Below are 24,630 nucleotides of genomic sequence, written 5' to 3' on the forward strand. Positions count from 1 at the left end.
GGAACGCTAAGCTAATTGGGGCTGGGAGGTAGCTCGTTGCCAATCGGCGGACTGCAGCACGGCCGTAATGCCTTCGCGCAACCCAATAGAGTGCTGCCAGCCCAGGGCATGCAGCTTGCTTACATCCAACAACTTACGCGGCGTGCCATCGGGCTTGGAGAAGTCGAACAGGATTTCGCCCGCGTAGCCCGTCAGCTCGGCTACTAAGTCGGCCAGCTCCTGAATGGTAATGTCGCGGCCGGTCCCGATGTTAACGGGCTCGGCACCATCGTAATGTAGCATCAGGTGGTAGCAGGCATCGGCTAGGTCGTCTACGTGCAGGAACTCGCGGCGGGGCGTACCCGTGCCCCACACCGGCACCCGCGGCAGGCCCAGCGTTACGGCCTCCGAGAACTTGCGTAGCAAAGCCGGCAGCACGTGGGAGTTGCGGGCGTCGTAATTATCACCGGGGCCATATAGGTTGGTGGGCATCACGGTAATAAAGTTGGCCCCGTGCTGGGTCCGGTAGGCCTCACAAAGCTTCAGGCCCGCAATTTTGGCAATGGCGTAGGGCTCATTGGTTGGCTCCAGGGGGCCCGTGAGCAAGTACTCTTCCTTGATGGGCTGGGGAGCCAGCCGCGGATAAATGCAGGAGGAACCCAGAAACAGCAGCTTGCGCACTCCGCACCGGTGGCTTTCACGCAGCACGTTGTTCTGAATCATCAGGTTGTCGTAGAGGAAGTCGGCGCGGTAGGTGTTGTTGGCCTGAATACCGCCTACCTTGGCCGCGGCCAGCAGTACATACTCGGGGTTTTCTAGGGAGAAAAAGTCCTCCACGGCCGCCTGGTCGCGCAGGTCTAATTCCTTGGATGTGCGGGTAATAAGATGATGGTAGCCAGCCCGTTCGAGGCGGCGCATGAGCGCGGCGCCCACCATGCCCCGGTGGCCGGCAATGTATATTTTAGCGTTCAGTTCCATAGGGAGAGAGGCAGGTGAAAAGAGGGGAGTGAGGTGGAAGGGGTGAGGGTAAGAAAGCAGAAGGCCCAAGGGTATAAGAATTAGAAGTTCCTATCCTCTTACCCTTGCACCTCCTACCCTAACAAAACCTATTCATCGTGGTACATGATCTGGTGGCCGGCTTCCAGCAGCACGGCGTCGCGGCGGAACAGGCGCAGATCGGCTTGCACCATGTCCCGGACCAGCGCCGGCAGATCGTACTGGGGCTCCCAGCCTAGCTCAGTTTTGGCCCGGGTGGGGTCCCCGATCAGCAGTTCTACCTCGGTGGGGCGGAAGTAAGCCGGGTCGACGGCTACTACCTCCTGGCCCAGGGGCAGCTGGAAGTCGGGGTGGTGGCAGGCCACTACAAAGGCCGTTTCCGCGGCCCCGTCGCCGCTGAAGCCTACCTCTATGCCTAGTTCAGCAAAGGCCAAGCGCACAAATTCGCGCACGGTGGTAGTAACGCCCGTGGCTACCACGTAGTCGCGGGGCTGTTCCTGCTGAAGCATGCGCCACATGGCTTCTACGTAGTCTTTGGCGTGGCCCCAGTCGCGCTTGGCATCCAGATTACCCAGGTACAGCTTATCCTGCAGGCCCAGGGCAATGCGGGCGGCGGCGCGCGTGATTTTGCGCGTTACAAAGGTTTCGCCGCGCTGCGGGCTTTCGTGGTTGAAGAGGATGCCGTTGCAGGCGTACATGCCGTAAGCCTCGCGGTAGTTGACCGTAATCCAGAACCCGTAGAGCTTGGCCACGGCGTAGGGCGAGCGGGGGTAGAACGGCGTGGTTTCGCGCTGGGGCACTTCCTGCACCAGGCCGTACAGCTCGGAGGTGCTGGCCTGGTAAATGCGCGTTTTGTGGGTGAGGCCCAGAATCCGGATGGCCTCTAGCAGCCGCAACGTGCCAATACCATCCACGTCGGCCGTGTACTCGGGCGTGTCAAAGGACACCTTCACGTGCGACATGGCCCCCAGATTGTATATCTCATCAGGTTGCACTTCCTGCACAATCCGGATCAGGTTGGTGGAGTCGGTTAGGTCGCCGTAGTGAAGTTTGAAGCGCACGTGCTTCTCGTGGGGGTCCTGGTAGAGGTGGTCAATACGCTCGGTGTTGAACATAGAGGAGCGGCGTTTGATGCCGTGCACCTCGTAGCCTTTGCTCAAGAGTAGTTCTGCCAAGTAAGAGCCATCTTGGCCCGTAATGCCCGTAATAAGTGCGCGCTTCATATACTGAATGAATGAGAGTGAACAGCCAAAGCAGAGGAACTTTACTGTATAACTTTAACGACAAATTATTGTATTTTGAATTTGATAAACAACCTATTTTGCAGAAAAATTTATTTTATAACTTGAATAAGTTAAAATACAAGCCCCGAATACCGGCTCCTGACGGCGTAGGCACACATTTGGGCATAAAAAAAGCCTGACTCCTTTTTCGGGAATCAGGCTTTTGTACTCTGCAACGCTTCAGCTTGTGCGGAAGCGGCGGCCGGGCTACGCGCTGCTTAACTGAGGCAGCAGGAAGTTAGGCAAACGTGGGTGTTAGAAGCGCCAGGGCGCTACCCCCACCCGTCAGCGGATTCAACTCTGTAGCCATCGGGGCAAAGGCTTGAGCCGCGCGGGCGGGCGTTACCGGTAGGAAGGCAGTGGCCGCGTTCTGGCGCCAAACTTCCACCCCCGAGAGGTTGATGTCGCCACCGCTGCCCAGCAGCTGAATGGTACCGTTCGTTACGGCCACCACGTAGGGACCAACTTTCTTCCAGGCACCAGCAGAGCCCGTGTCATAGTTGTTCAGGGCCGCCTGGCCATTCACGCTGATGCTCACGGTCTGGGCGTCGTTATCTTCCCAGATGTAAGCGTACACCTCGTACGAGCCGTTGGGCACGTTGCTCATGGTAAAGTTCAGGTTACGCGAGTACACCGAGGAGCGAATCATGTCGGCCTGGGCCGTGGTAGCTACCGGGTTGAGGCTGATGCCCTGGTTAGCGAAGGGCGTGCCATTGGTGGTGTAGTTCGGGGCAGTGCTGGCTTCCCAGGCGTTGTTGTCGATGCTAACGGTGGCTCCGTTGAGGTTGATGGCTCGGAAAAAGGTAGCGGCCGTGACGGTAGTAGGAGCCGGAGCGGGAATGGAAGTCGGAGCAGGCATAGAAGTCGGGGCGGGGGCCGTGGTAGTGGCCGTGCTGGTGCCCTGACGCCAGATTTCAATACCTGCTAGGTTGGCGTGGCCGCCCGTGGTCGTGATGTTGAGCGTACCATCGGTCATGGCTACGGTGAAGGGACCGAGCTTGCGCCAGGTGCCCACCGGACCGCTGTTGTAATTGCTCTGCACGGTTTTGCCTTCCATCTGCACGCTGTAGGTTTTCGCGTTCATGTTCTCAACCACGTACAGGTACACGGAGTAAGTAGCACTGCTCAGGCTGCCGATCTTGATGTCAAAGGCGTTGGAGTAGCGGAAGGTGCGCAACATCTCGGTGCGGGCCGCTTCAGTGGAGGGGTTCAGTGCCAGGCTGGGGGCCGTAGCGCCGTGACCGTTCATGCTGATGCCGCTGGCGCTGCTAGCCTGCCAGGCCTGACCATCAATGGTAGTAGCGCCGCCGTTTACGTTAATGCCGCGCACAAACACTGCATTGGTAGGAGCAGGAGCTGGGGCCGGCGCTGGTGCCGGGGCCGGAGCAGGTGCCGGAGCAGGCGTAGGAGAGGCAATGGTGCTGTTAGTAGCATCAGCGCCCACTACAATGTTGTTCTGCTGCAGCTTCTGCTGCCAAAACGTGCGCTCCGCCTGCTCCGACTGGAGCGTGATGGGGTTGGGCATGTGGGTCGTGCCCGTGCAGTTCGAGCAGGCCCCGTTGCTCAGGTCGTGGCGGTTACTCATGGGTGAGTTGTAGCCCCACTTGATATAGCCGATGGTGTTGTTGCTAACCGAGTTGTTGTAGAACACGCTGCTCGGCTGCTGGTAGGCATTGAAGATGGACGTGCCGCAGTAGGTAGCATTCAGGCGCGAGCCATCGGGCAGCAGACCGCTGGTTACCATGCGGTTGTTGTAGTACTTGATGTCGTGGCCAGCCGCCAGGTTCATGGCCGAGTTGCAAGTCGACACGAACTGATTTTCGTAGGCGTTCAGGAAGGCTGTGGTGGTAGCGGCCGAGGAGCCGTCGCCGTCCGTAGTGATGCCCGTACCCGTGAACGTGCTGCTGTTGGCGGGGTAGGGATAGGCGCCCTGCACGTAGTTGTTGTGCACGCGGGCCGGACTTTGCTGGGTGCCGCCGGAGTTGTAGAAGTTGATGTTGTCTTCTACCAAGCTGTTATTCGGCTCATTCACCACCTGGTTCCAGCTGATGTCGATGTTGCCCACGTTGCGCACCTGGTTCAGGCCGCAGAACTGTACGTATTGGCCCCCGCCGTTGCGGTAGCGGCCATCAATATTCTTGGCGGAGTTGTAGCGCACGGTTAGCGTGCCGTTGGCCGAGCCGTCGCCGCTCCACTGATACACGGCAATGCCGGTCGTATGCTCAAAGTAGTTGTTCTCGATGCGAACCGAGCGGCCCGTGTTCACCTCTACAAAGCGCCCGTGGCGGCGGTTATCAGCGCTCTGCTGAATGCCGTAGCCCTTGTTGTTGGTGATAACGAGCGTAGAGCCGCCGTTTTTGGCGTCAATCAGGTCGCCGGCGCCTACCAGCACGCAGTTTTTAATGGTTACGGGCTGCGTGGTCTGAATCCGGATGCAGGGCGTGTTGGAGTCCGTGCTGCGGAAGTTGCCGGTGTAAGTACCCCCTTGGGTAATGGTTATTGGGGCTGAATAGGTGATGTTGGTCGGATACTGGCCCTGCGCATGACCGAAAGTTGGGGCAAGAGTAAGCAGGAACAGCACAGCTGCCGAAAGAGACAGGAAGCGGGCGCCAGAGCGGTTGCGTTGAGTCATCAGGAAAAAATGTGGTCCGAGGGCTTTTTGCATTCTGTGAGCCTTCAAAGAAAGAAACCAGGTAGAAATGAGCGTTGACATTTCCCCTTAAGTCAATTCGTTCCAGGTAGCTGGATAGAATTTGTGCTATTTGTGAGTTGGCAAGTCGGCCACCGTAAGCTAAGCAGTACTGGCTGGGTTTAAGAGCGGCACCCGGCGCCTGGTGCATGCTTCAACCCTACCTCGAAGCAACCAGTACTGTCGTTTAGCTTGTTAGGCTAGGCTTGAATTGTCTGTGGCAAACCTGTTTATCTCACTACACGTTCCATTTACAGCCACCAGAGGCCAATGTAGGCCCCTGAACTTTCGGTTCTCCATTAGATGCAATTCGAATGTTGGAAACTGAGGCATTCGGGCACCTGAGGAAGAACCTGCTCAATACTAGACTGTGAAAAGTACTATATTGATTCCTTGGGTTCAATGCAAATGTATACAATAGATTGAAAACACAAAGGCCAAGTGAAAGAAAAGATATTGTATTATTCTAATTTACAACCTTCGTGTAACAAAAAAATCAGCCTGTCCGTAGCTGACAGGCTGATTGTATAAAATTCGGGCATTTGGAAATTGCCTTGGCTGGCAATCAGCGTTTTACCGTTTTAGCGAGGTCTTTCAGCACGTACTGAGGCAGTTAGGGCGTAGTAGCGGTGGTCCCTGCAACCTGGCCCGTTTGGGCCAATCTAGCCTGCCAGTTTTTTAATTCCTGCTGCTCCAGCTGCAGGGTAATTGGGCCGGGCAGATGCGTAGTGCCCGTACATTCAGCGCAGGCACCCGTGCTCAAATCGTGCCGGTCGGGGCTAGGGGAGTTACGGCCCCAGCTCACGAAGCCAATGGTATTATTCTCAATCCGGTTGGCGAAGAAAACCGTGGCTGGCTTGCGGTAAAAATTAAAAATAGAGGCTCCTGAATAAGTGGATGGCAGACGAGTGCTATCGGGTAGGAGGCCACTGGTTATCATTCGGTTATGGTGAAAGACGTTGTGGTGACCGGCCGCAATGTTCATGGCCGCATTGCAGGTACTGACGATGTGGTTCCGGTAAACATCGGCGTAGGCTGTGGTGGTCAGGGCCGAGGAGGCGTCGCCGTCCATGGTAATGCCCGAGCCAGTGAACTTGGGGGCCGTGGCGGGCACCGGGTAGGCTCCCTGGATGTAGTTGTCGTGGATGCGCAAGGGGCTGGTGGCGGTGCCCGAGGAGTTGTGCAGGTTGATATTATCCTCGACCAAGCTGTTATTAGGCTCGTTGATTACTTGGTTCCAGCTAATGTCGATGTGACCCACGCCGTGCACCTCGTTGAGCTGCAAAAAGCTCACGTGGGCCCCGCCACCGTTGCGGTAGCGGCCGTCAATATTACGGGCGGAGTTATAGCGCACCGTCAGCGTTTGGGCTGCCGAGCCGTCGCCGCTCCACTGGTAGGCCAGCATGCCAGCTGTTTGCTCCAGGTAATTGTGTTCTACCCGCAGGCTCACGCCGCTGTTAATTTCCAGAAAACGGCCCCGGGCCTGGTTGTCGATGGTGGGGGGGAGGCCGTAGCCGCGGCAGTTACGCACGGTGAGGCGGGCCCCGCCGGTGGTAGCGTCAATCAGCCGGCCAGGCCCCCGCAGCACACAATTTTCCAGGATAACCGGCTCGGTGGTAGCAATGCGAATGCAGGCCCGCTCGGAACTGTTGCTCTCGTAGCGGCCGGAGTACGTGCCACCGCGCGTAATAACCAACACGGCATCCTGACCAGCCAGCGTGCACCGGCTACCCACCAACAGCAGCATGATTGCTCCAAAGAGCCGTAATAAGGAGGAAAAAAGCACCAAGCAGAAAGAATAAAGAGTAGATAAGCGCCCCTAACCAGTTCTGCTCAGGTACTAATGCAGAAAGTAGCCCACCAACCGCCGGGCGTAGCCATTCAGCAGGAAGTAGGGGAGGTAGGGCCGGGGGCAGTTCTTGAGGCTGAAATACGTGAAGTTGCGCAGGTTGCCGCCACCCCGAATCCCGAACAGATGCTGGTAGTAGCCGCGCAAACTGCGCTGGCGCCGGGTAATTTCCTGGCCGCTCTCCTCGGGGTAGGTACTGAGCTGGGCGTCGTAATTGCAGTAAACCGGGAAGCCGTGCCGACGGGCCACGCTGGTATAGTCGAAATCAGCGAGGTAGTGGGGTAGGCGCTTCTCATCAAAGAGGCCGATGGTTTCCAGCACGAGGCGCGGAATCAGTAGGCCGCGGCCGGGCAGGTAGGTAACTGGGTGCAGGCCGCGGCGCTGCTCAGCGGGCAAAATTTCCAGCAGGTCCTGGCGGGTGTTGGTACGCCAATCCAGGGTTTCGCCCCCGTACACGGGCTGGCCGGTGGTTACGTCTAGCTCCAGGGCTCCTAGCACGGCCGTGGGGTGGCGCTCGGCCCAGCTCAGCATACGAGCCAGAAAGTCGGGGGCTGTGAGTACATCGTTGTTAAGGGTCATGACGCGGGTAGCGCCCTCGGCCAGGGCCCGCCGAATGCCCAGGTTCACGCCCGCCGTCCAGAACAGGTTTCCGTCGCCTTCCTCAATGAGTACCTCCGGAAACTCGGTGCGCAGCATCTGATCCGTGCCGTCAGTGGAGCCATCATCTACCACCACCACGCGAAAGTTCTGCTCCGTCTGGCCGCGCAACGACTCCAGGCAGGCCCGAGTGAATTCCTTCCGATTAAAAACCGGGATGACAATGTAAAGCATGATATCCGGGGTAAGCTAAGGGGAGAAGTCTAAAAGGGTACACTAGGGTAGCTCAGGCTAGCCGAGCGGTAGCCAGCCGCGACGCCTGGGCCGCTGAGTGGTGAGCCCGCCAGGCGTGGCGCGGCGGCACCTGAACCGAGGTTAGCTTCATAAGTCGGTAGGTGCGAGCCGCCCAGGTTTGGGTACGCGCAAAGGCGTAGCCCGCCTGGCCCATGGCAGGGCGCACCTGCGGGTGGTCGTGGAGGTATTCCACGGCGCGAGCCAGGCCATCGGCCGTAGCTGCGGGGGTAGTCACGGGTACTTTAATAGCGGCAGCGGCCGGAATAAAATCGTGGGCGCCCTGGTGGTCGAGGGTAATTACGGGCAGGCCCGTGGCCATAGCCTCCAGAAACTGCGTGGCAAAGGAGTCGCGCAGGCTCCCGAACAGGAAGGCATCGTGACTAAGAAAAGCACTTTGTACCTCAGCCCAAGGCACGCTCCCGCGCCAGGTTACCCGGTCCGTGAGTCCGTACTGGGTAATCCAGCCGGGAACTTGCGGCCCCAGAGGACCGTCGCCGATGACGGTCAGGTGAAATGCAACGCGTTTGTCTACCCTTGACAACGCGTCCAGCACCAGCAGCAGCGCCTTACGCGGGTACAGGCGAGCTAACCACAGCAGGCGCAGTACGGGCCCGGCTTCCCGCTCCGGGCAGGTGGGCAGGAAGAAAGATTCCGGTAGGCCGGAGTCCAGAAACAGTTCTACCCGGTTAGCACCCAGCCGCCGGGCCAGCGCGGCCGTTTCGGTATTAGCTGCCAGCACCAGCGCGGCGTGGCGCAGGGTCTGGCGCACATTCGGGTCGAAAGTCATTAGCAGCCAGCCGATGACGTTGCGCATGGTTTCGGTTTTAAACCAGCCGGGAATAAAAGCCCGAAAAGCCTCCGGGGCCCGCTGCGCGCCGCCCACGGGGCCAAAAATCAGGGGCTTGCCTAGGCGCCACATCCAGGAGCCCATCTGCAGGCTGCCGTAGGTGGCGTGGTGCACGTAGTCAACGTTTACTTCCTGGCAAATGCGGCGGGCCCGGCGCCAGGCCAGAAACTGCCACACCATATAATGCAGGTACACGCCAAACTGCCAGCGGTGCAGAAACTGCACCCAGGCCGGCACGGCCACATAAAAGAACTGAAGCTGATCAGCGGACAACTCGTGGCCGTGCTCGGCCATAAACGGCTCAATACCGGCGCGCCCATCGGGGTTGGTGATGCACCACACGCGGTGGCCACGTTGGGCCGTTTGCCAGGCCCAGTTGAAGCCGTTGCTGTCCTCGCCCCCGTGTGCGGGGTTGCAGGCGTAGGCTGAAATGAGAACGTTCATATCAGTTGGGTGTGCGGAACGGGAGGAGACGAGGACGAAACCGGGGACGCAGCCGAGGCGGGCGTAGGGGTAGGCTTTTCAGGTACTACCCGGGCCAGTAGGCGCCGGGCCTTGGCCCCCAAGCGGCCCCACAGAAACTCCCGGAAGCGCTGTTGGTCGCGGCGGCAGTCAGCCAGCACAAAGGCGGGGTGTTGCAGCGGGAAGGCCAGGTCCGTGGTGGGCACGTTGGCAAACTCGTCGGTAGCATCTAGCGTGTGCGTGCCCTGCTCCCCGAAACCAATGTTGCCCACCAGGTTCACGGCCGGCACTATGCACAGGCCGGCGTGGGCCACAATGGTAAAGTGCCACTGGTAGTCCCACACGTCGGGTGGCTGCGGTAGGCCCACCACGCTGCTGATTTTGCTGAGACGGTAGCGGTTTTCCAGCCAGGAGCTGTAGAGGCCCCGCAACTTGCCCTCGGCGGCCAGCTGGTGGTAGTCGCGCAGGTGAAAATCGTAGAGCTGCCAGGCGCGCCGCCACGTAGCCCAGCCCCAGCTGTTTACCTGGGTCGAGAAATGGTAGGAATCGGCGCCGGCGGGCTGGGGGCGGCGCGCCTCCCGGCTGAAGTTATTGCCCCCAATGTGCAGCACCCGGGTATCGTGGCGGTAGCGCACCAGCAGCTCCTCGCAGAAGCGAAAGAAGGAGGGAGCCGGCACGCAGTCATCTTCCAGAATAATACCGGTTTCCTCGTGCTGGAAAAACCAGTCGAGGGCGGTGGCCGGGCCTACCCCGCAGTTCAGGTTAGCAGTCCGAAACAGCGTGAATACCTCGCAGGGCCAGTCCACGTCGGCTACTACGGCCCGGGCGGCGGCGCAGGTAGCGGCATCGGTGGGGTGAGAAGCGCGGGGACCGTCGGCGGCCACGTACAGGCGCGGCGGGCGGGCCCGGCGCACGGCCTCAAACACCTGCCGGGTCGTGTCGGGCCGGTTGAAGATGAGCAGTAGTACGGCCGTTTGCAGCGGAGCCGGGGCGGCCGGAGCGGATAGTTCAGGAGTGGACAGCATGCGCGGCAGGAGCTTGAAGACCAGGATAAGGAAGCCGAACGGGGGCCCCGTCCGCGGTGGGCGGGCCCACGGGGAGAGGAGCCGAAGCTGCCGGAGTTCCAGGCCCGAAGGCCGCCACTGACACCGGCCCGGCAATGGCCAGCGTCAGCCCAATAACCCCGTAGAGGTAGGGAGGCCAGTCGTAGGAAACGCCGTAGAGCAGGGCGCAGCCGGCGTAGCTCACAAAGGCGGCCGTAGTCGGGTCAAAAGGCACGCGCTGCCGCAGCCGTTTCCACAGCTGCCAGATGGGCACAACCAGCACTAGCAGCAGCCCCAGAATACCGAAGTAGAATAGCCGGTCGAGGTAGAAGCTGTGGAAGTGGTGGCCCGTGCGGTCGGCCCAGACGGGGTGGTCCCCGTCGCCGTAGAACTGCACAGGCAGCTCGAAGCCTTCCAGGCGCATACCGGCAAGAGGGTGCTCCTCCACATAGGACTGGTAGCTTTCAAACTGCTGCAGGCGCCAGCTACCCGTGCCCTGTTTGTCCACGTTTTCTATGTCCTCCACGCTGCTTTCGAGCTTGCGGAGCACTTTGGGGTTGTCTAGCACCAGGGCCGCCCCCCCAAGCAGGCCCATGAGCAGGGGCATGAGCAGCACAGGCATCAGGCGGGTTGTACTAAGGCGCACCCCTTCCACCCGACCGGTTAGTACCAGCAGGACGTTGAGCACGAGCGCCAGGGCCGTGGTCAGCCACACGGTGCGGTGCTGCAGAAACACAATCAGGGCCAGCAAAACAAAGAATACGGCCAGTTGCGGCAGCCCGCCCCGGCTCAGGTATTGATTGAAATAGTACAGAGCCGGCAGCAGCAGCAGAAAGGCCGATGTCACATCAAAGCCCCGTTCATTCTCCAGAAACGCCGACAAGCTCAGGGCATCGGGATGGAAAAATGCTAGGTTGATAACGAGCCCCGCCAGCAGTAGCACCATTAGCAGCCCCGCCGGCAGCGGATGGCGCCGGTAGTAAGCATACATGGCGAAAATGGGCAGCAGGGCCAGCAGCTTGGCAAACACGTGGGGGTAGACCATGGGCGTACCCCACCCGTTGTACGACTCCAGGGCCAGCACTGCGGTAGCGGCCAGCGTAACCAGTAGCCAGCGCCGCATTACCGGGCTTAGGTAGCGAAAACAGGTTGCAATGAGCAGTAGGGAGAAGCCCGTAATGGCGTAGCTATACAGTACCAGGGAAGGATCTTCGCCGTTGGGCACCACAAACTCATTGAAGGCCCGGTCCGTGGCCATCACCCCCAGAATGGGCAATACATGACGGAAGCGTAAGTTTATTTTCATAGCTCAAGGGCAGGAATAGGCGGCGCAACGGGCCAAGACTGGTCCGGCCGGTTAATGTCCTGGCTGGCGGCTTCGTACACGGCCCGGGTGCGCCGGGCGGTTTGCTGCCAGGTGAAGTCCAGCAGGCGCAACTGCCCCATCCGAATCAGGTCCTGACGCAGGCGGGCATCGGAGAGCAGGCGCTCCAGCTGCTGGGCCAGCTCGGCGGGCCGGTGCGGATGGTGGTAGAGGGCCGCTTCCTGGGCTATTTCCGGAAAGCAGGAAGCGTGGCTAAGCAGCACGGGGCACTGCTGCCCGAAAGCCTCCAGAATGGGTAGGCCAAAGCCCTCGTACTCGGAAGGGAATACAAAAGCCAGGGCGTTGCGGTACAGCGTGTTCAGCTGGGCATCCGAGACGGGCCCGAACTGGTGCGCCCGCCGGGCCCACCCCGCGCGCTGCAGCTCCTGCTGTTCAGCGGCCGTGAAAGCACCTCCGCCGGCGCACACCAAGTGCAGACCAGCCGCCACCGCCGGCGGCAGCAAGGCCAGACCCTCCAGCAGCACGCGGAAGTTTTTATACAGGGCGCGGCTACCCGTGTACAATATGTACCGCTCCGGCGTGGGTAGGGCGGGCCCGCTAGAGCTGTATTCCCGGTCGGCGTGGCCGTGGTGCACGACGCATACCTGCTCGGGCGTTACGGGCAGCAGCCGCAGCACGTCGGCCCGGGTGTGCTCCGATACGGTGATGATGCGGTTGGCCCGGCGTGCAATGCGCTCCAGCGTGTTTCCGTCTCGGTTGGTATAGTACTGCGGAAACAGGGCCGGAATCATGTCGTGGAGGGTGATGACCAAGGGCCGATCCTCCAGCAACTCCAGAAAGTAGTCGTTGTCGGTGAGGGTAGGGTGGAACACGTCGAAGGCGCCGCGCCGCAGGGCCTGCACGGAAGCCCGGTGGTTGAAGTGCTTTATCACCCGCCAGCGGCCCCGCAGCGCCACATCCGGCAGAAACGTGCGGTGGTTGGAGTATTTCCGGTCGCGCAGGTACAGGTTGTTGCTCAGGGCCACGGCCAGCTCCGACTGCCAGTTGGCGTGGCAAAGCAGCTCGTGGTGGTAGCGCGAAACACCGCCAAAATCCTGCAGCGTAAAGGCCTGATGGTCATACAGTACGCGCATAACTAAACGAGTTCAGTTTCAGGATCGGGCAGCAGGGCGGAGTGCGGCCGCAACGAGGCGGGCGGGGTAGCAGTGGGGGCAGAAGCGGAAACCGGAACGGGAGTCACCTCGCCATCGAGCCGGGCCAGCCGTCGGGAAAAGGCGTACAGCAGCCCCGAGAAGCGGCCGTCTGAGCTGCTACCTCCCTGAAAGCTGCTTAGTAGGCGGCGTAGCACGGTGCGCAAGCGGGCGGGCGGCGCGCCCACGGCCAGGCCTGCCAGGAGCAAGGCTCCGGTCAGAATTTCGGCCACGAGCAGCACGGCAGCCGGCACCGTGCCAGCAGGAAGCAGGAAGCGGGTAGCGGCAATGCCGGCGGCCACGGCCACCCCGGCCAAAAGTCCAGGCACATAGGAACCTAGCACCTGCCCAACAGTAACATTCAGCACCCGGCGCATGAGCAGTAGGTACAGCACCGTCCGGATAACTTCCCCGATGACCACGGCCCCAGCTACCCCTAGCAGTCCGTAGCGGCTCAGCCCGTAGAACAAGCCCGTCAGCAACACGGCGTAGCCCAAATTCAGCCAGAGCTTGGGCGTAAGCGTGGCGGTAGCGTCGCAGACGACCCCGGCAAACATGGTAACCATGCTCATGCCAAAAGCGGCGCACACTACCCGCAGAATGGGTACGGCCGCCGCCCAGCTCGGGCCCAGCATTACTTGCACAATCTCGGGGGCAGCTACGGCCGCGCCGGCACAAATAGGAATTACCAGGGCCGCAATCAGCGTGATGCTGCTCAAGTACACCGTTTTCAGCCGCGGGCGGTCGGTCTGCATTTGGCTAAAGGAAGGAAATACGACCTTCGAAACGCTGGTCGTGAGCAGGTACACCGGCAAGCCAATCAGCATCCAGCCCCGGCTGTAAATACCCAGAGCCGCCGCGCCCAGCAGCCGCCCAATTAGCAAGGTATCCAGGGAGCCAGTCAGGAACTCCAGGAAGCTGATGGCCGACATCCGGCCGCCGTACTCCACCAGGGGGCGGTAGGTTTCCCAGTCGAAGAGCAGGCGCAGGTCGTGGCGCTCCGCGGCGTAGCTGAGAATGGTCAGCAGCACGCCCTGGCCCAGCATAGCCGCCACCAAGCTCCAGACGCCAAAGCCCTGAAACGCCAGTCCAATGCCAAGGGCAGCGTAGCTGACCACGTAAGATGTTACCTCGATAATGGCCAGGGTCCGGAACTTCATGCGCCGCCGCAGCAGGCTCAGGGCCGTGGCGTTAAAGCCCGTCAGGAGCAGGCCTACAGCCAGCATCCGAACCACCGGTACTACCTCGGGTGCCCGCACGATACCGGCCGCCAACGGGGCGCCCAGGGCCAGGGCCCCGGCAAACAGAATGCCCAGGCCCAGCGAGGAGGTGAAGGCAGCCCGCACATCGGCACGGGTAATTTCAGGCTTCTGGATAATGGCCTGCTCCATGCCCATCTGGGCGAAATAAGAGCCAAAACGCAGAATAACCCCGGCTAATGCCACCAGCCCGAAAGCAGCCGGCGTGAGTAGGCGGGCCATGGTGGCGGTGTAGCCAATTTGAAGCAAGGAAATAGTAATAGTAGCCGCAGTCGACCACTTGACACCATTGACGGCGGCAGTGGTCAGGTTGGATGCAGAAGATGCCATGAGGCTATCCGGGTAGAAAGGGTTGAGCGCAGCGCGGGAGAGGTAGCGGGGAATCTTGCCGGAAGGCGCGGGAGGGTCGGCCAGCGTCTTCCGGCGGGAGCAGGGAGCGGAAAGGAATGGGGAGCGACCTTCTTAATACCCGTACGCGTACACCTTTTCCTTGTGGCGGTACTCGTAGGTTTTGGTGAAGTACATGTCGTTGATGATCATGTAAATGTGCTTGATCTTCTGCTCGTGGTGCAGCTCGTTGATGTGGCTGATCAGGCCCTTGTCGGTATAGTTCTGGCGAACCACGTAAATGTTGGCGTCGAGGTGGCGCAGCAGCATGAAGAACTCTGACACGTAGCCGGTAGGCGGGGTATCCACAATAACGTAGTCGTACTGCTCGCGCAGCTGGCCCAGCAGTTCTTCCATGCGCGGGCTTTCTAGCAGCTCGGTGGGGTTGGCCGGAATTGGGCCGCAGCATATCACATCCAGGTTGCGCACGCCGGAGGCATGGCGGCAATCTTCCAACGTGCTCAGCCCCATGAGGTAGCTGCTCAGGCCGTGTTCAGTGCAAGCCTGGCCCAACTGGAAATACCCCGCCACGGTAGGGCGCCGCAGGTCGCACTCCAGCAGCAGCACCTTACGGCCGCTTTGCGCCATCTCCGAGGCCAGGTTCACGGAGCAGAAGGTTTTGCCTTCGCCCGGCACCGAGGAAGTAACCCCAATCAGCTTCTTGTCTAGGCCGGCGGCCAGGTACTGCAAGTTCACCCGAATAGAGCGGAACGACTCGGCAATGGGCCCCTTGGGGTCGCGCAGCATGTTTTCCTTGTCTTGAGCCGTGCCGTGGGCTACCACGCCCAACATTGGAATGTTGGTAATGCGCGAGAGGTCTTCCTTGCTTTGGATGCGGCGATTGGCTTTGTCCAGCAGCAAGGTCAGGCCCAGGGGCAGCACTAGGCCAGCTATCAAGGCAATGAGGGCCACCACGCCGGGTTTGGGCGCCGTGGGGCCGTCGCCGCTCATGCCGGCTTCGTCTACTATTTTCTTGTCGGTGGCGTTGGTGGCCAGGGCAATGGCCGCCTCGGCGCGCTTCTCAATCAGGAACTGGTAGTTCTTGTCGTTGAAGTCGGTCTTGCTTTTTAGGGTAGCCAGCTGCCGCTCATTTTCCGGCATCCGGTTCATGGTGCCCCGCACCTGGCCCAGCTGCGAGTCCAGGTCGCGCAGGGCAATGTCGGCGGCCCGGGTCATGTTGTTCAGCGTCTGAGTCAGGGTTTCTTTGGCCAGCCGAATACGTTCATCGAGCACGGTTACCATGGGGTTTTCGGCGCTGGCATTCACGCCCAAGGCGGCCCGCTGGCTGTTCAGGTCGGTGAGCTGCAGAATCAGGTTGTTGACCACCGGATCTTCAATGCCCACGCTGCTGGGGGCCACAATTTGGTTGGTGCCCTTGCTGGCCCGCAGGTAGCTGAGCATGTTCTGGTAGTACTTGCGGTTGGTAGCCACCTTGGCCCGAAGCATTTCCAGCTCGCCCTGCTGCTGTATGCCGCGGGCCGACTGAGCCTCTACATCAACTACCCCCCGGGCGGCTCGGAAGGAGCTGAGCGCGGCCGTAGAGCGGCGGAGCGAGTCGGAGAGGTGACCAATTTCCTTGTCGAGGAAGGCTACCGTTTTCTGGCCCGTCAGGTTCTTCGTCTGCAGGTCGTTTTGCACGTAATTGCGCATTAGCGTATCCAGAAACTGCATTTCTTTCTGGGGCACGCTACCCTTGCTGGTCAGCTCGATCATGCGTGATTCCCGGTCGATGGGCTTGATGCTCAAATGCTGGGAGTACTCGCCAATCAGGCTGACATGGTCGCGCAGCAGCACAAAATAGCGCTCTGCCGTACCGCCGGCTGGGTAGCTGGGCTCGGCCTGCACTACGGCCGTGAGCAAGGGGTGGCGCAGCGTGTCGCCGGCCCGCACCGTTTCGTTTAGGTGCACATCAAGCACTTCCCGCACTAGCTCGCCGGTAGGCAGGCTATAAAGAGTGCCCTTGTCGGCATCGGCTTTCAGGGTGAAGCGCCCGTCGGAGAGGGGCTCTACGTAAATAGGTACGCCCGTGAGTTGGGGAGCGGAGGGGTCGGGTACTAGCCGGAACGGCACGGCTCCCAGGGGCCGCTCGCGCACCTGCACATCCCGGAAGCTGTTCAGCCAGGTAGCCGGCGCGGCGAAATACTGCACATTGAAGGGGAGGCGCTGCAGGGCCTGACCCACCATGTCGGCGGAAGTCAGCAGCCCAATTTCGTCTTCCATCTTGGTGCCCTTCTCCTTTACTTCCAGGATTTTGAGCAATTCCTGCGCTTGCTTAGAGCCCGTGCCTTGGTCGCCGAGCAGCATAGTTGACCGGAAAGCATACACCGGCTCCTTTACCCGTAGGTAAAGAAAGGCCAGCAGGCCGGCTAGCAGAAGCGACGCCAGGAACAAGGGCCAGCGCTGACGGAGCCGAAAAAACAGCTCGTGCAGGTCAAGTTCATCGGCGGGAGTGTGTGGACGTGATTCCATTCCGATTGGTAGTTAAATGGGGTAGACGCGGGAAAGGCGCGGGAGGTAGCGTTAGAAAACTTTCAGGTAATTGAGAATCAGCACGACAGCTGAAATGCCGGAGAAAACCAGGGCGAGGTTGCCGGCGTTGCCCCGGTCGGTGCGGGCCTTCAGGGGCTCCACGTACAAGGCATCGTTGGGCAGTAGATAGAAGTAGGGCGAGGTGAGCAGGGCAGGGTCGGTTAGGTTGATTAGCACCACTTCCGAGCCCTTGGTCGTCTGCCGGATGAGCTTCACGTTGTGGCGGTTCCCGAACTCGGTCAGGTCGCCGGCCAGACCCAGGCCTTCCAGGAGGGTGCACTGGGCGTTATACACGAAGTAGCGGCCCGGATTGCGCACCTCGCCCAGCACCGTTACTTTAAAGGAGAGCAGCTTTACCAGTACGTTGGCGTCGCGCACGTAGCGGGCTACCTGCTGCTGGGCGGCGGCCTGGGTTTCCTCTACCGTGAGGCCCAGCACCTTGAGCCGGCCGACGGTGGGTAGGTTAATATTGCCGGCATCATCTACGGAGTAGCCAGTCAGGTAGAGGTTGCCCGGGTCGCCATTGAACACGGCGCGAGTGTCCACCGTATTGAAGGCCTCATTGAGTTGGGACTGAGTGCTTTGCACCCGAATGCTGAGCACGTCGCCAGCCTGAATGCGGTAGCGCTGCGGGGCATTGTCGGCCGCCACGGGCGTGCGGGTATTGTAGTTGCCCCCCTGCAGGTAGGGTAGGTTTTTTTGAGATACGCACCCGCTGAAAATCAGCGGCATTAGCAAAAACAGCAACAGAAAAGTACGGCCGAAACGGCGGAGCATTGACAGCATAGCAGCGGAGGGAGAGAGGTGAAGCGGGAGAAGGCAGCTACTAACCAAAACCTGGCAGAGGAGTCTAAATCAGTTGTTTGGGCATAAGCTTACCATTGAATATTTCCATAAACGTATTGGATTCAATCCGCAATGTCAAGGAATATTTAAATTATTCTGATAATTTTTTGTATTGCTACAGGCAACGGAAATGACCCCTTGCTGGTTACAATTGCCCAGTATTTCTCTACTTCTGGCCCCGGACACTACCTTGCTGACTTTAAGCTGCGTATAGCCTGCCCATGAAGATTCTGCTGGTTGAAGACGAACCCAAAGTGGCCTCCTTTCTGCACCAAGGCCTGACGGAACAACACCACACCGTGGACCTAGCGGCCGACGGACTGCTGGGCTTGCGCCTAGCTCAGGCTGGCACCTACGATTTACTGATTCTGGATAATCTGCTACCCGGCCTGAGTGGCCTGGAACTATGCCGTCAGGTGCGGGCCCAGGATACGGGCGTGCCTATTCTGATGCTCACGGCCCTCGGCGAAACCGACGACAAAATCCGGGGCCTCGATGCCGGCGCCGACGACTACTTGGTTAAGCCGTTTGCCTTCCAAGAGCTGCTGGCCCGCATCCGGGCCCTTACCCGCCGCCGCCAGGAAATGCCCACCACCGAGGCCGTGCTGCGCCTAGCCGACTTAACCTTGGACCCCGTGCGCAAAGTAGTGCAGCGCGCCGGCCAAACGATTCAGCTTACGGCCCGGGAGTTTGCTTTGCTGGAGTATCTGCTACGCAACCAAAACCGGGTAGTATCGCGGGTTGACATTCTGGAACACGTCTGGGAAACGTCCTTTGATACGGGCTCCAACGTCATTGACGTGTATATCAACTTCTTGCGCAAAAAGCTTGACAAGGACTTCACCCCCAAGCTGATCTATACGCTGGTGGGTATGGGCTACGTGATGAAGGAAGAAGCCTAAGCGTATAAGAAGGGGTGAAGCAGGTAGAAAGGCCAGCCGGAAGCTAGGAGGTCTTACAGTCAACCCGAGGAACATTGTGCAGAGCCAGCGGCGAAGCATAAGCGTTTTTTAGTGTGCGTAGACCTTAACTGGCAACACCCACTAGCTATGCTGACGACAGGAGCCCTCCTGCCTCGGGCTACCCTTAGTCGTTCGGTGCTACCTTGCTTTTTCCTTGTCGGGCCTGCCCACTACATCCTGCTTCATGACCATTCGCACCCGCCTGACGCTGCAGTTTGCCCTTATTCTGGCCGTTACGCTGCTGTTGTTCTCTCTGGTGATTTACTACTTCACCTACCATTCGCGGCGGGAGTTTTTTAGTGAGAGCCTATTTGCCCGGGCCCGCATTGTTGCCCACGTCTACCTCGACGGAACCAACCGCGCCGATGAGGAAAGCCGGGCCTCCTACCGCCGGTACCTGCGGCAGTTCTACCGTACCCTTCCCCAGGAAGAGGTGCGCGTATTCGATGCCAACGACCGGGTAGTATTCAAGGAAGGGCGCGACGGGCGCGAGCCAGTACCCCAGGAACTGCTACGCACCGTGCGCGAAGCCGGCCGGGAGGTAGTGCTGGAGGACGACTACCGCCAGACCGTGGGGCTGCTCTACCGCGACGCGGCCCGCGGCGACTTTGTGGTAGTGGCTTCCTCCGTCGATGCCGACAGCCGCCAGAAGATGAACGACTTGTTTACCGTGTTGCTCTCAGGGCTACTCGCTTCCTTCGTAATAGTCGGAATTGGAGGATTCTTCTTTGCAGGACAGGCCCTCAAGCCCATGCAGCGCATTATTCAGGAAGTTGACAGCATTACGGCTTCCGACTTGCACCGCCGCCTTTCCCAAGCCGAGGGGCTAGATGAGGTATCGTTGCTGGCCCAGCGCTTTAACAGTCTGCTGAACCGCCTGGAAACGGCTTTTGCCGGGCAGCGCACCTTCGTGCGCGACGCCTCCCACGAACTGCGCACGCCTCTCACGGCCATTATCGGTCAGTTAGAAGTAGCCTTGCTTCAGCAGGAGCGCACGCCCCAGGAGTACCGCCGCGTATTGCAAAGTACCCTCGATGCGGCCCGGTTGCTCAAAGACCTCACCAACGGCCTGCTCCAGATTGCCCGCGCCTCCGACGACCCCTCCCAGGTACAGCGCACTCTGGTTCGGCTCGATGAGCTGCTGTTGCTGGCCCATGAGGAGGTGCACCGCCGCCATCCTACCTGCCGCATCGACCTGGACTTTGGGGAACCCGCTGATAACCGGCGCCGGGTTCCGTATGGCGTGTTGGGCAACGAAGCGTTGCTGCTGGCCGCTTTCCTGAACATTATGGAAAACGCCTGCAAGTTTTCCAGTGGCTGCACCGAACCCGTTGTAGCCACGCTCACGGCCACCCGCACCCGGATTCAGCTAGTGGTGCGCGACCAGGGCGTGGGCATGAGTGAGGCCGACCGGCAGCAGGTATTCGTTCCTTTCTTCCGGGCCGAAGCAGTCCGCAACGTTCCTGGCCACGGCATCGGCCTGCCTTTAACGGCAAAAATTATGGAGCTGCACGGGGGAATCGTCAGTATAGAAAGCCAGCTGAAGCAAGGCACAGCCGTTACCCTCGATTTACCCGCCGCAGTAGTCTAAAACGAAGAATTAACGACTTACAGCGGTGCTTTATAAGTATATGAAAATTAATCATTTATAATTTTAATTTGGTTTTAACTCCCTTTTAATTAGGTCTTAACGACGGCGTCATAGACTTGCATACGCCTGGTAGGTTTCTGTGGAGCCGCCCGGAGTATCCGACCTCTCTACTTCCCCTCGTTCATGTCGAAAATTGCTCCGGTATCCGAAGCGCCAGTAGCTCTGCAGCAGCCTACTGGCATTCCCAATTCCCCCTGGAAAACGCTAGGCAAAGATTTGCCCGCCGGCCTGGTTGTATTTCTGGTAGCCCTGCCGTTGTGCTTAGGCATCTCGCTGGCTTCCGGAGCACCCCTACTGGCTGGAATTATTTCCGGTATTATTGGAGGCGTAATCGTTTCGTGGATAAGTGGGTCGCAGCTTAGTGTCAGTGGCCCGGCCGCGGGTCTAACCGCCATTATTCTCTCGGCTACTAGCACGCTGGGCACCTTTGAGGCCGTGCTAGCCGCCACGGTTATAGCCGGGGTCATGCAAATGCTGCTGGGTGTGGCCAAGGCCGGTATCATCGGCCTTTACTTCCCTACCTCCGTAATTCGCGGGATGCTGGCCGCCATCGGCCTGATTCTGATTCTAAAGCAGATTCCCCATTTTGTGGGCGCCGATGCGGATTACTTCGAGGACATGGACTTTTTGCAGTTCGATGGCCTGAACACCTTCTCGGCTATTAAAAAGGCCATGGGCGGTATTAGCGCCGGCTCGGCCCTGGTAGGGCTAGTTTCCTTAGGAACCTTGCTGGTATGGGATAACATACTTACCAAGCGCGTGGCTTTCCTGCGCCTCGTGCCAGGCGCCCTAATTGTGGTAGTGCTGTCGATTGTGCTTAACAATGTGCTCGACGTGGCCGCGCCCGTGCTGCGCATTCGCCCTGAGCATCTCGTCAACCTCCCGTCCATTACGGCCTGGCAGGATTTTGCCAACGTGTTTACCGCCCCCGACTGGACTGCTTTCCGCCGACCCGTTACCTACACGGTAGCCTTTACCATTGCCATCGTCGCCTCTCTTGAAACGCTGCTCAGCGTAGAGGCCGTAGATAAGCTTGACCCGTATAAGCGCGTGACGCCCCCCAACCGGGAACTGCTCGCGCAAGGCGTCGGCAACCTGCTGAATGGCTTGCTCGGTGGCCTGCCCATGACGGCCGTTATCGTGCGTAGCTCCGCCAACATTAATGCCGGCGGCCAAACCCGGATGTCGACGTTCTTCCATGGCTTGCTGCTGCTTACCAGCTTGCTGTTCCTAGAGTCGGTGCTGAACCAGATTCCCTTGTCGGCCCTGGCGGCGGTGCTGTTGCTTGTGGGGTACAAACTCACCAAGCCCGCCCTCTACCGCACCCAATGGAAGCTGGGTTGGCAGCAGTTTCTGCCTTTCATCATCACCATTATCGCCATTCTGTTCACGGATTTGCTCAAAGGTGTATCGGTGGGACTGATAGTGGGCATCTTCTACATTCTGAAGGCCAATTACGAGTCGGCTTACTTCCTGAGCACTCCTCCGTCCCAGCAGTCAGGGCCGCTGCATCTGAAACTATCAGAGCAGGTTTCCTTCCTGAATAAGGCCAGCATTGTAAAGGTCCTGCACGAGCTGCCAAACAACACCCACGTGCTCATCGATGGCACGAACTCCTCCCACATTGATTACGATGTGCTGGAAGCCATCGAAAACTTCCGCCTTTCCGCCCCAGAACGCGGCATTCAGGTGGAACTACGCGGCATTGAGCACGTACAGGTTCTAGGACACTAATACGGAGGAGCTTCGCGCTACCGCCGTGGTGTACACCTAGTACCTTTCCTTTCTACTCACCTCCTTAATTCCCCGCTTATGAAAGGCATCGAGCCAATTCTGGAAAATAACCGCAAATGGGTTGAAGAAAAGCGCGCCGCTGATCCGGACTTCTTTAACCGCTTGGCTAACGGCCAGAAGCCCCAGTACCTGTTCATTGGCTGCTCCGATTCGCGGGTGCCAGCCGCGTCTATTACGGGCACCGGCCCAGGGCAAATGTTCGTGCACCGCAACATTGCCAACATGGTTGTGAACACCGACTACAACTTGCTTTCCGTGCTGCAATACGCCGTGGAAGTGTTGGGCGTAGAGGATATTCTGGTGGTAGGGCACTACGGCTGCGGTGGGGTAGCCGCCGCCGCTGGCAACAAGCAGTACGGCCTCATTGATGGCTGGCTCACCAACATCCGGGACGTAATTCGGGTGCACGACGCCGAAATTTCGGCCATTGCCGACGAGGAAACCCGGCTACGTCGTTTGGTCGAGCTCAATGTGATTGAGCAGGTGCGTAACCTGGCCAAAACCAACATCATTCAGAACGCGCGCAAAGGTGCCAAGCCCCCGCGCCTGCACGGCTTGGTTTATGATATTAAAGAAGGCCTGCTCAAGGACTTGAAGGTAGAAGATGACCTGCAAGGCAAGCTGAAGGAAATCTACAGAACCAGCGCTGCTGGTCACTAATACCCGGGCCCTCAGGCATCCAATACCAAAAGAGAAAACGAGATTCTGCACCGGACTAACCCGGCTTATGTCACTACTAGCATCATCGGGCGTAGTCTGAGGGGAGTGCGCTTTCGATGTGTGGAACCGCCGCGGCTACTGGCTGCGGCGGTTTTTTGCGTGTATGGAGCGCTTCGTTTTGACTACGCTAGATACGGTAGGTATTGAAGTATGCCCAAGACCCTATCCTGTTTACGAAGCGAAACAGCGGATCACTCGCTACTGCGGGTAAAGGCAATGAGCATTGCGCCGCCGGCCATCATGGTAGCGCCCAGGATAACCTGCCAAGTCACTTTTTCCTTGAGAAAGAACACGGCCAGTAAAATGGAAAAGACCAGCGAGATTTTGTCGAAGGAGGAGGTGCGGGAGGCCGGGCCCAGCTTCAGGGCCTGAAACGACAACAGCGACGAGGCACAGGTAATAACGCCGGCGGCAATCAGGAACAGCCAGGTTCGCCGGTCAATTTCAGCTACCTGCCCCAGGTGGCCCTGCCAGGCCACTACGCCCCAGGCCACGCCCACAATCAGCACCGACTGCACGGCAAAGGCCACGCTCGACTCAATATTTTTGACGCCTACCTTGGAAAGCGTAACCACAACGGCGGCCGACAGCGCAGCCAACAACGAAAACATCCACCACATAGATTCCTGATCAAGAAGACTCTGACCAAATACGGAGCCAGCCATAATTTAGCCGGGAACGGCAGGTTTTACCTGGGCACGTAGCGGGCTATGGCTTTATATTTGGTACTGCGCTAAACAAAAAGCTCCAGGCTGCTGCCTCTTGTAGATTGGGTATGAAAAACAAAAGCAACGTATGCGCCGCCGTGGGCCTAATTCTGCTGCTACCCGCCTTCATCTGGGCCCAAGGTACCCGGACGGGAGCCACGCAGCCGGGCTTGCCTGAGCCGCCCGGCACTACCCGCGTGGCGGAGAATCTGTTCATGGATGAAACGGAGGTAGCCAACATCCACTGGCTGGAGTACCTGCACTTTCTGCGCCGCGACTCTACGCTTGCCCTATACCGCTCCCAGTTACCCGACTCGACCGGGTGGCAGCCCGTCGTCGACCCTGAGCAGGACCAGGCGCCGCAGTCCTACTTCCGGGCGCCGGGCTACCGCTATTACCCAGCCACTAACATCAGCTACGAGCAGGCCCAGGCATATTGTCGGTGGCGGAGCGCTGTGGTTAACCGGGCTTACTTTCAGGGCGCGGAGTTTCGGAAGCAACACCCAGAGTTGCGCGACTACACTGTGACGGTAACTTACCGCCTCCCCACGGAGCAAGAGTGGCAGCTGGCCGCCGCCGGTGGGGTAGGGGCTGGTCCCCGGCCTTTCGAAGTAATTCAGACCCGCCCGGTTCGCAAACCCAAGGGTCAAAAGCTAGCCCAGGCCGACGACCTCACGGCCTGCCTAGACGCCCAGCAGCTGCCGCATCCGGCGGAGGAAGTGGCGTATGCACTGCCCTTCAACTTGCGGGAAAACTACTACTTAGCGGGCAGCAACCAGGTATTCAAGTGCGCCCCGGCCAAGGAGGTATTCCCGCTCCAGCGCATCACCGACGGGCCGCCCAATAATGTTGGCCTGCAGCAGATAATCGGCAATGTGGCTGAAATGACGGCTACCAAAGGCGTAGCAAAAGGGGGCTCTTTCAAGTCCTCGGTGGTAGGCCTGACCTTGGAAACGCGGCAAGCCTACCCGGGGCCGCAAAGCTGGTTGGGATTCCGGTGCGTGGCCAGCGTGCACATGCGCAAGAAATCAGAGTAGGCTAGTTAACTACTACACCTGTTGCAGGCGCGCATTCACGTGCCTTGCCGGAGTTCGTAGGATGGTAGCCCAAAGAATCGAGAAAGTAGATGTTATCAGGTAGCGCTGGGCCAACCAGGCCCTGCTCTACTCCTTGTGCCCACGTCTGCCACTAGCCGCTGCCTTGCCTACCGCTACCTTCGAGC

The 24,630-nt window shown here is 59.4% G+C and carries 18 protein-coding genes; 5 read left to right on the top strand and 13 right to left on the bottom strand.

Annotated elements, in window-relative coordinates; all coding sequences use genetic code 11:
- Window positions 1-6: 6 nt before the first annotated feature.
- The 12 genes from MWH26_RS05025 to MWH26_RS05080 form a co-directional block, all read right to left on the bottom strand.
- A complete protein-coding gene (locus MWH26_RS05025; protein WP_247976308.1) occupies window positions 7-957 on the bottom strand; it encodes a GDP-L-fucose synthase family protein in 951 nt (316 codons plus the stop codon).
- Window positions 958-1,085: 128 nt separating this feature from the next.
- The gene (gene gmd, locus MWH26_RS05030) at window positions 1,086-2,198 is read right to left on the bottom strand and encodes a GDP-mannose 4,6-dehydratase (RefSeq protein ID WP_247976309.1); all 1,113 of its coding nucleotides are present in this window, start codon (window positions 2,196-2,198) and stop codon (window positions 1,086-1,088) included.
- A gap of 298 nt (window positions 2,199-2,496) precedes the next feature.
- Complete coding sequence (locus tag MWH26_RS05035) at window positions 2,497-4,890, bottom strand: hypothetical protein (protein WP_247976310.1); 2,394 nt, start codon at window positions 4,888-4,890, stop codon at window positions 2,497-2,499.
- Window positions 4,891-5,560: 670 nt separating this feature from the next.
- Window positions 5,561-6,694: a right-handed parallel beta-helix repeat-containing protein gene (locus MWH26_RS05040; protein ID WP_247976311.1), complete on the bottom strand. Its 1,134-nt coding sequence runs from the start codon at window positions 6,692-6,694 to the stop codon at window positions 5,561-5,563.
- A gap of 93 nt (window positions 6,695-6,787) precedes the next feature.
- Window positions 6,788-7,627 (bottom strand): glycosyltransferase family 2 protein, encoded by an 840-nt coding sequence (locus MWH26_RS05045; protein WP_247976312.1) that lies wholly within the window; start codon window positions 7,625-7,627, stop codon window positions 6,788-6,790.
- A gap of 52 nt (window positions 7,628-7,679) precedes the next feature.
- Window positions 7,680-8,978 (bottom strand): glycosyltransferase family 4 protein, encoded by a 1,299-nt coding sequence (locus MWH26_RS05050; RefSeq protein WP_247976313.1) that lies wholly within the window; start codon window positions 8,976-8,978, stop codon window positions 7,680-7,682.
- A complete protein-coding gene (locus MWH26_RS05055; RefSeq protein ID WP_247976314.1) occupies window positions 8,975-10,021 on the bottom strand; it encodes a nucleotide-diphospho-sugar transferase in 1,047 nt (348 codons plus the stop codon). Before MWH26_RS05055 ends, MWH26_RS05050 begins: the two co-directional genes overlap by 4 nt.
- Window positions 10,005-11,345: an O-antigen ligase family protein gene (locus MWH26_RS05060; protein ID WP_247976315.1), complete on the bottom strand. Its 1,341-nt coding sequence runs from the start codon at window positions 11,343-11,345 to the stop codon at window positions 10,005-10,007. The genes MWH26_RS05055 and MWH26_RS05060 overlap by 17 nt, the downstream gene beginning before the upstream one ends.
- Window positions 11,342-12,496, bottom strand: a complete 1,155-nt coding sequence (locus tag MWH26_RS05065) for a glycosyltransferase family 4 protein (RefSeq protein ID WP_247976316.1) — start codon at window positions 12,494-12,496, stop codon at window positions 11,342-11,344. The genes MWH26_RS05060 and MWH26_RS05065 overlap by 4 nt, the downstream gene beginning before the upstream one ends.
- Window positions 12,497-12,498: 2 nt before the next feature.
- Window positions 12,499-14,142 (bottom strand): lipopolysaccharide biosynthesis protein, encoded by a 1,644-nt coding sequence (locus MWH26_RS05070; RefSeq protein ID WP_247976317.1) that lies wholly within the window; start codon window positions 14,140-14,142, stop codon window positions 12,499-12,501.
- A gap of 132 nt (window positions 14,143-14,274) precedes the next feature.
- A complete protein-coding gene (locus tag MWH26_RS05075; RefSeq protein ID WP_247976318.1) occupies window positions 14,275-16,668 on the bottom strand; it encodes a polysaccharide biosynthesis tyrosine autokinase in 2,394 nt (797 codons plus the stop codon).
- 51 nt (window positions 16,669-16,719) lie between these two features.
- The gene (locus tag MWH26_RS05080) at window positions 16,720-17,514 is read right to left on the bottom strand and encodes a polysaccharide biosynthesis/export family protein (RefSeq protein ID WP_247976319.1); all 795 of its coding nucleotides are present in this window, start codon (window positions 17,512-17,514) and stop codon (window positions 16,720-16,722) included.
- Window positions 17,515-17,795: 281 nt separating this feature from the next.
- Between MWH26_RS05080 and MWH26_RS05085 the strand changes: the two genes are divergently transcribed.
- From MWH26_RS05085 to MWH26_RS05100, 4 genes are all read left to right on the top strand, one after another.
- Window positions 17,796-18,476 (top strand): response regulator transcription factor, encoded by a 681-nt coding sequence (locus MWH26_RS05085; RefSeq protein ID WP_247976320.1) that lies wholly within the window; start codon window positions 17,796-17,798, stop codon window positions 18,474-18,476.
- A 244-nt stretch (window positions 18,477-18,720) separates the two neighbouring features.
- Window positions 18,721-20,127, top strand: a complete 1,407-nt coding sequence (locus MWH26_RS05090; protein ID WP_247976321.1) for a HAMP domain-containing sensor histidine kinase — start codon at window positions 18,721-18,723, stop codon at window positions 20,125-20,127.
- Between the two features lie 183 nt (window positions 20,128-20,310).
- The gene (locus MWH26_RS05095; RefSeq protein WP_247976322.1) at window positions 20,311-21,921 is read left to right on the top strand and encodes a SulP family inorganic anion transporter; all 1,611 of its coding nucleotides are present in this window, start codon (window positions 20,311-20,313) and stop codon (window positions 21,919-21,921) included.
- A gap of 78 nt (window positions 21,922-21,999) precedes the next feature.
- Window positions 22,000-22,641 (top strand): carbonic anhydrase, encoded by a 642-nt coding sequence (locus tag MWH26_RS05100; RefSeq protein ID WP_247976323.1) that lies wholly within the window; start codon window positions 22,000-22,002, stop codon window positions 22,639-22,641.
- 251 nt (window positions 22,642-22,892) lie between these two features.
- On the opposite strand, the gene MWH26_RS05105 is transcribed toward MWH26_RS05100, so the two are convergent.
- Window positions 22,893-23,321, bottom strand: coding sequence for an EamA family transporter (locus MWH26_RS05105; RefSeq protein ID WP_247976324.1), 429 nt, complete (start codon window positions 23,319-23,321; stop codon window positions 22,893-22,895).
- A 155-nt stretch (window positions 23,322-23,476) separates the two neighbouring features.
- Between MWH26_RS05105 and MWH26_RS05110 the strand changes: the two genes are divergently transcribed.
- A complete protein-coding gene (locus tag MWH26_RS05110; protein WP_247976325.1) occupies window positions 23,477-24,445 on the top strand; it encodes a formylglycine-generating enzyme family protein in 969 nt (322 codons plus the stop codon).
- Window positions 24,446-24,630: the final 185 nt, after the last annotated feature.

It is taken from the genome of Hymenobacter sublimis (assembly GCF_023101345.1).
Taxonomy (GTDB): domain Bacteria; phylum Bacteroidota; class Bacteroidia; order Cytophagales; family Hymenobacteraceae; genus Hymenobacter; species Hymenobacter sublimis.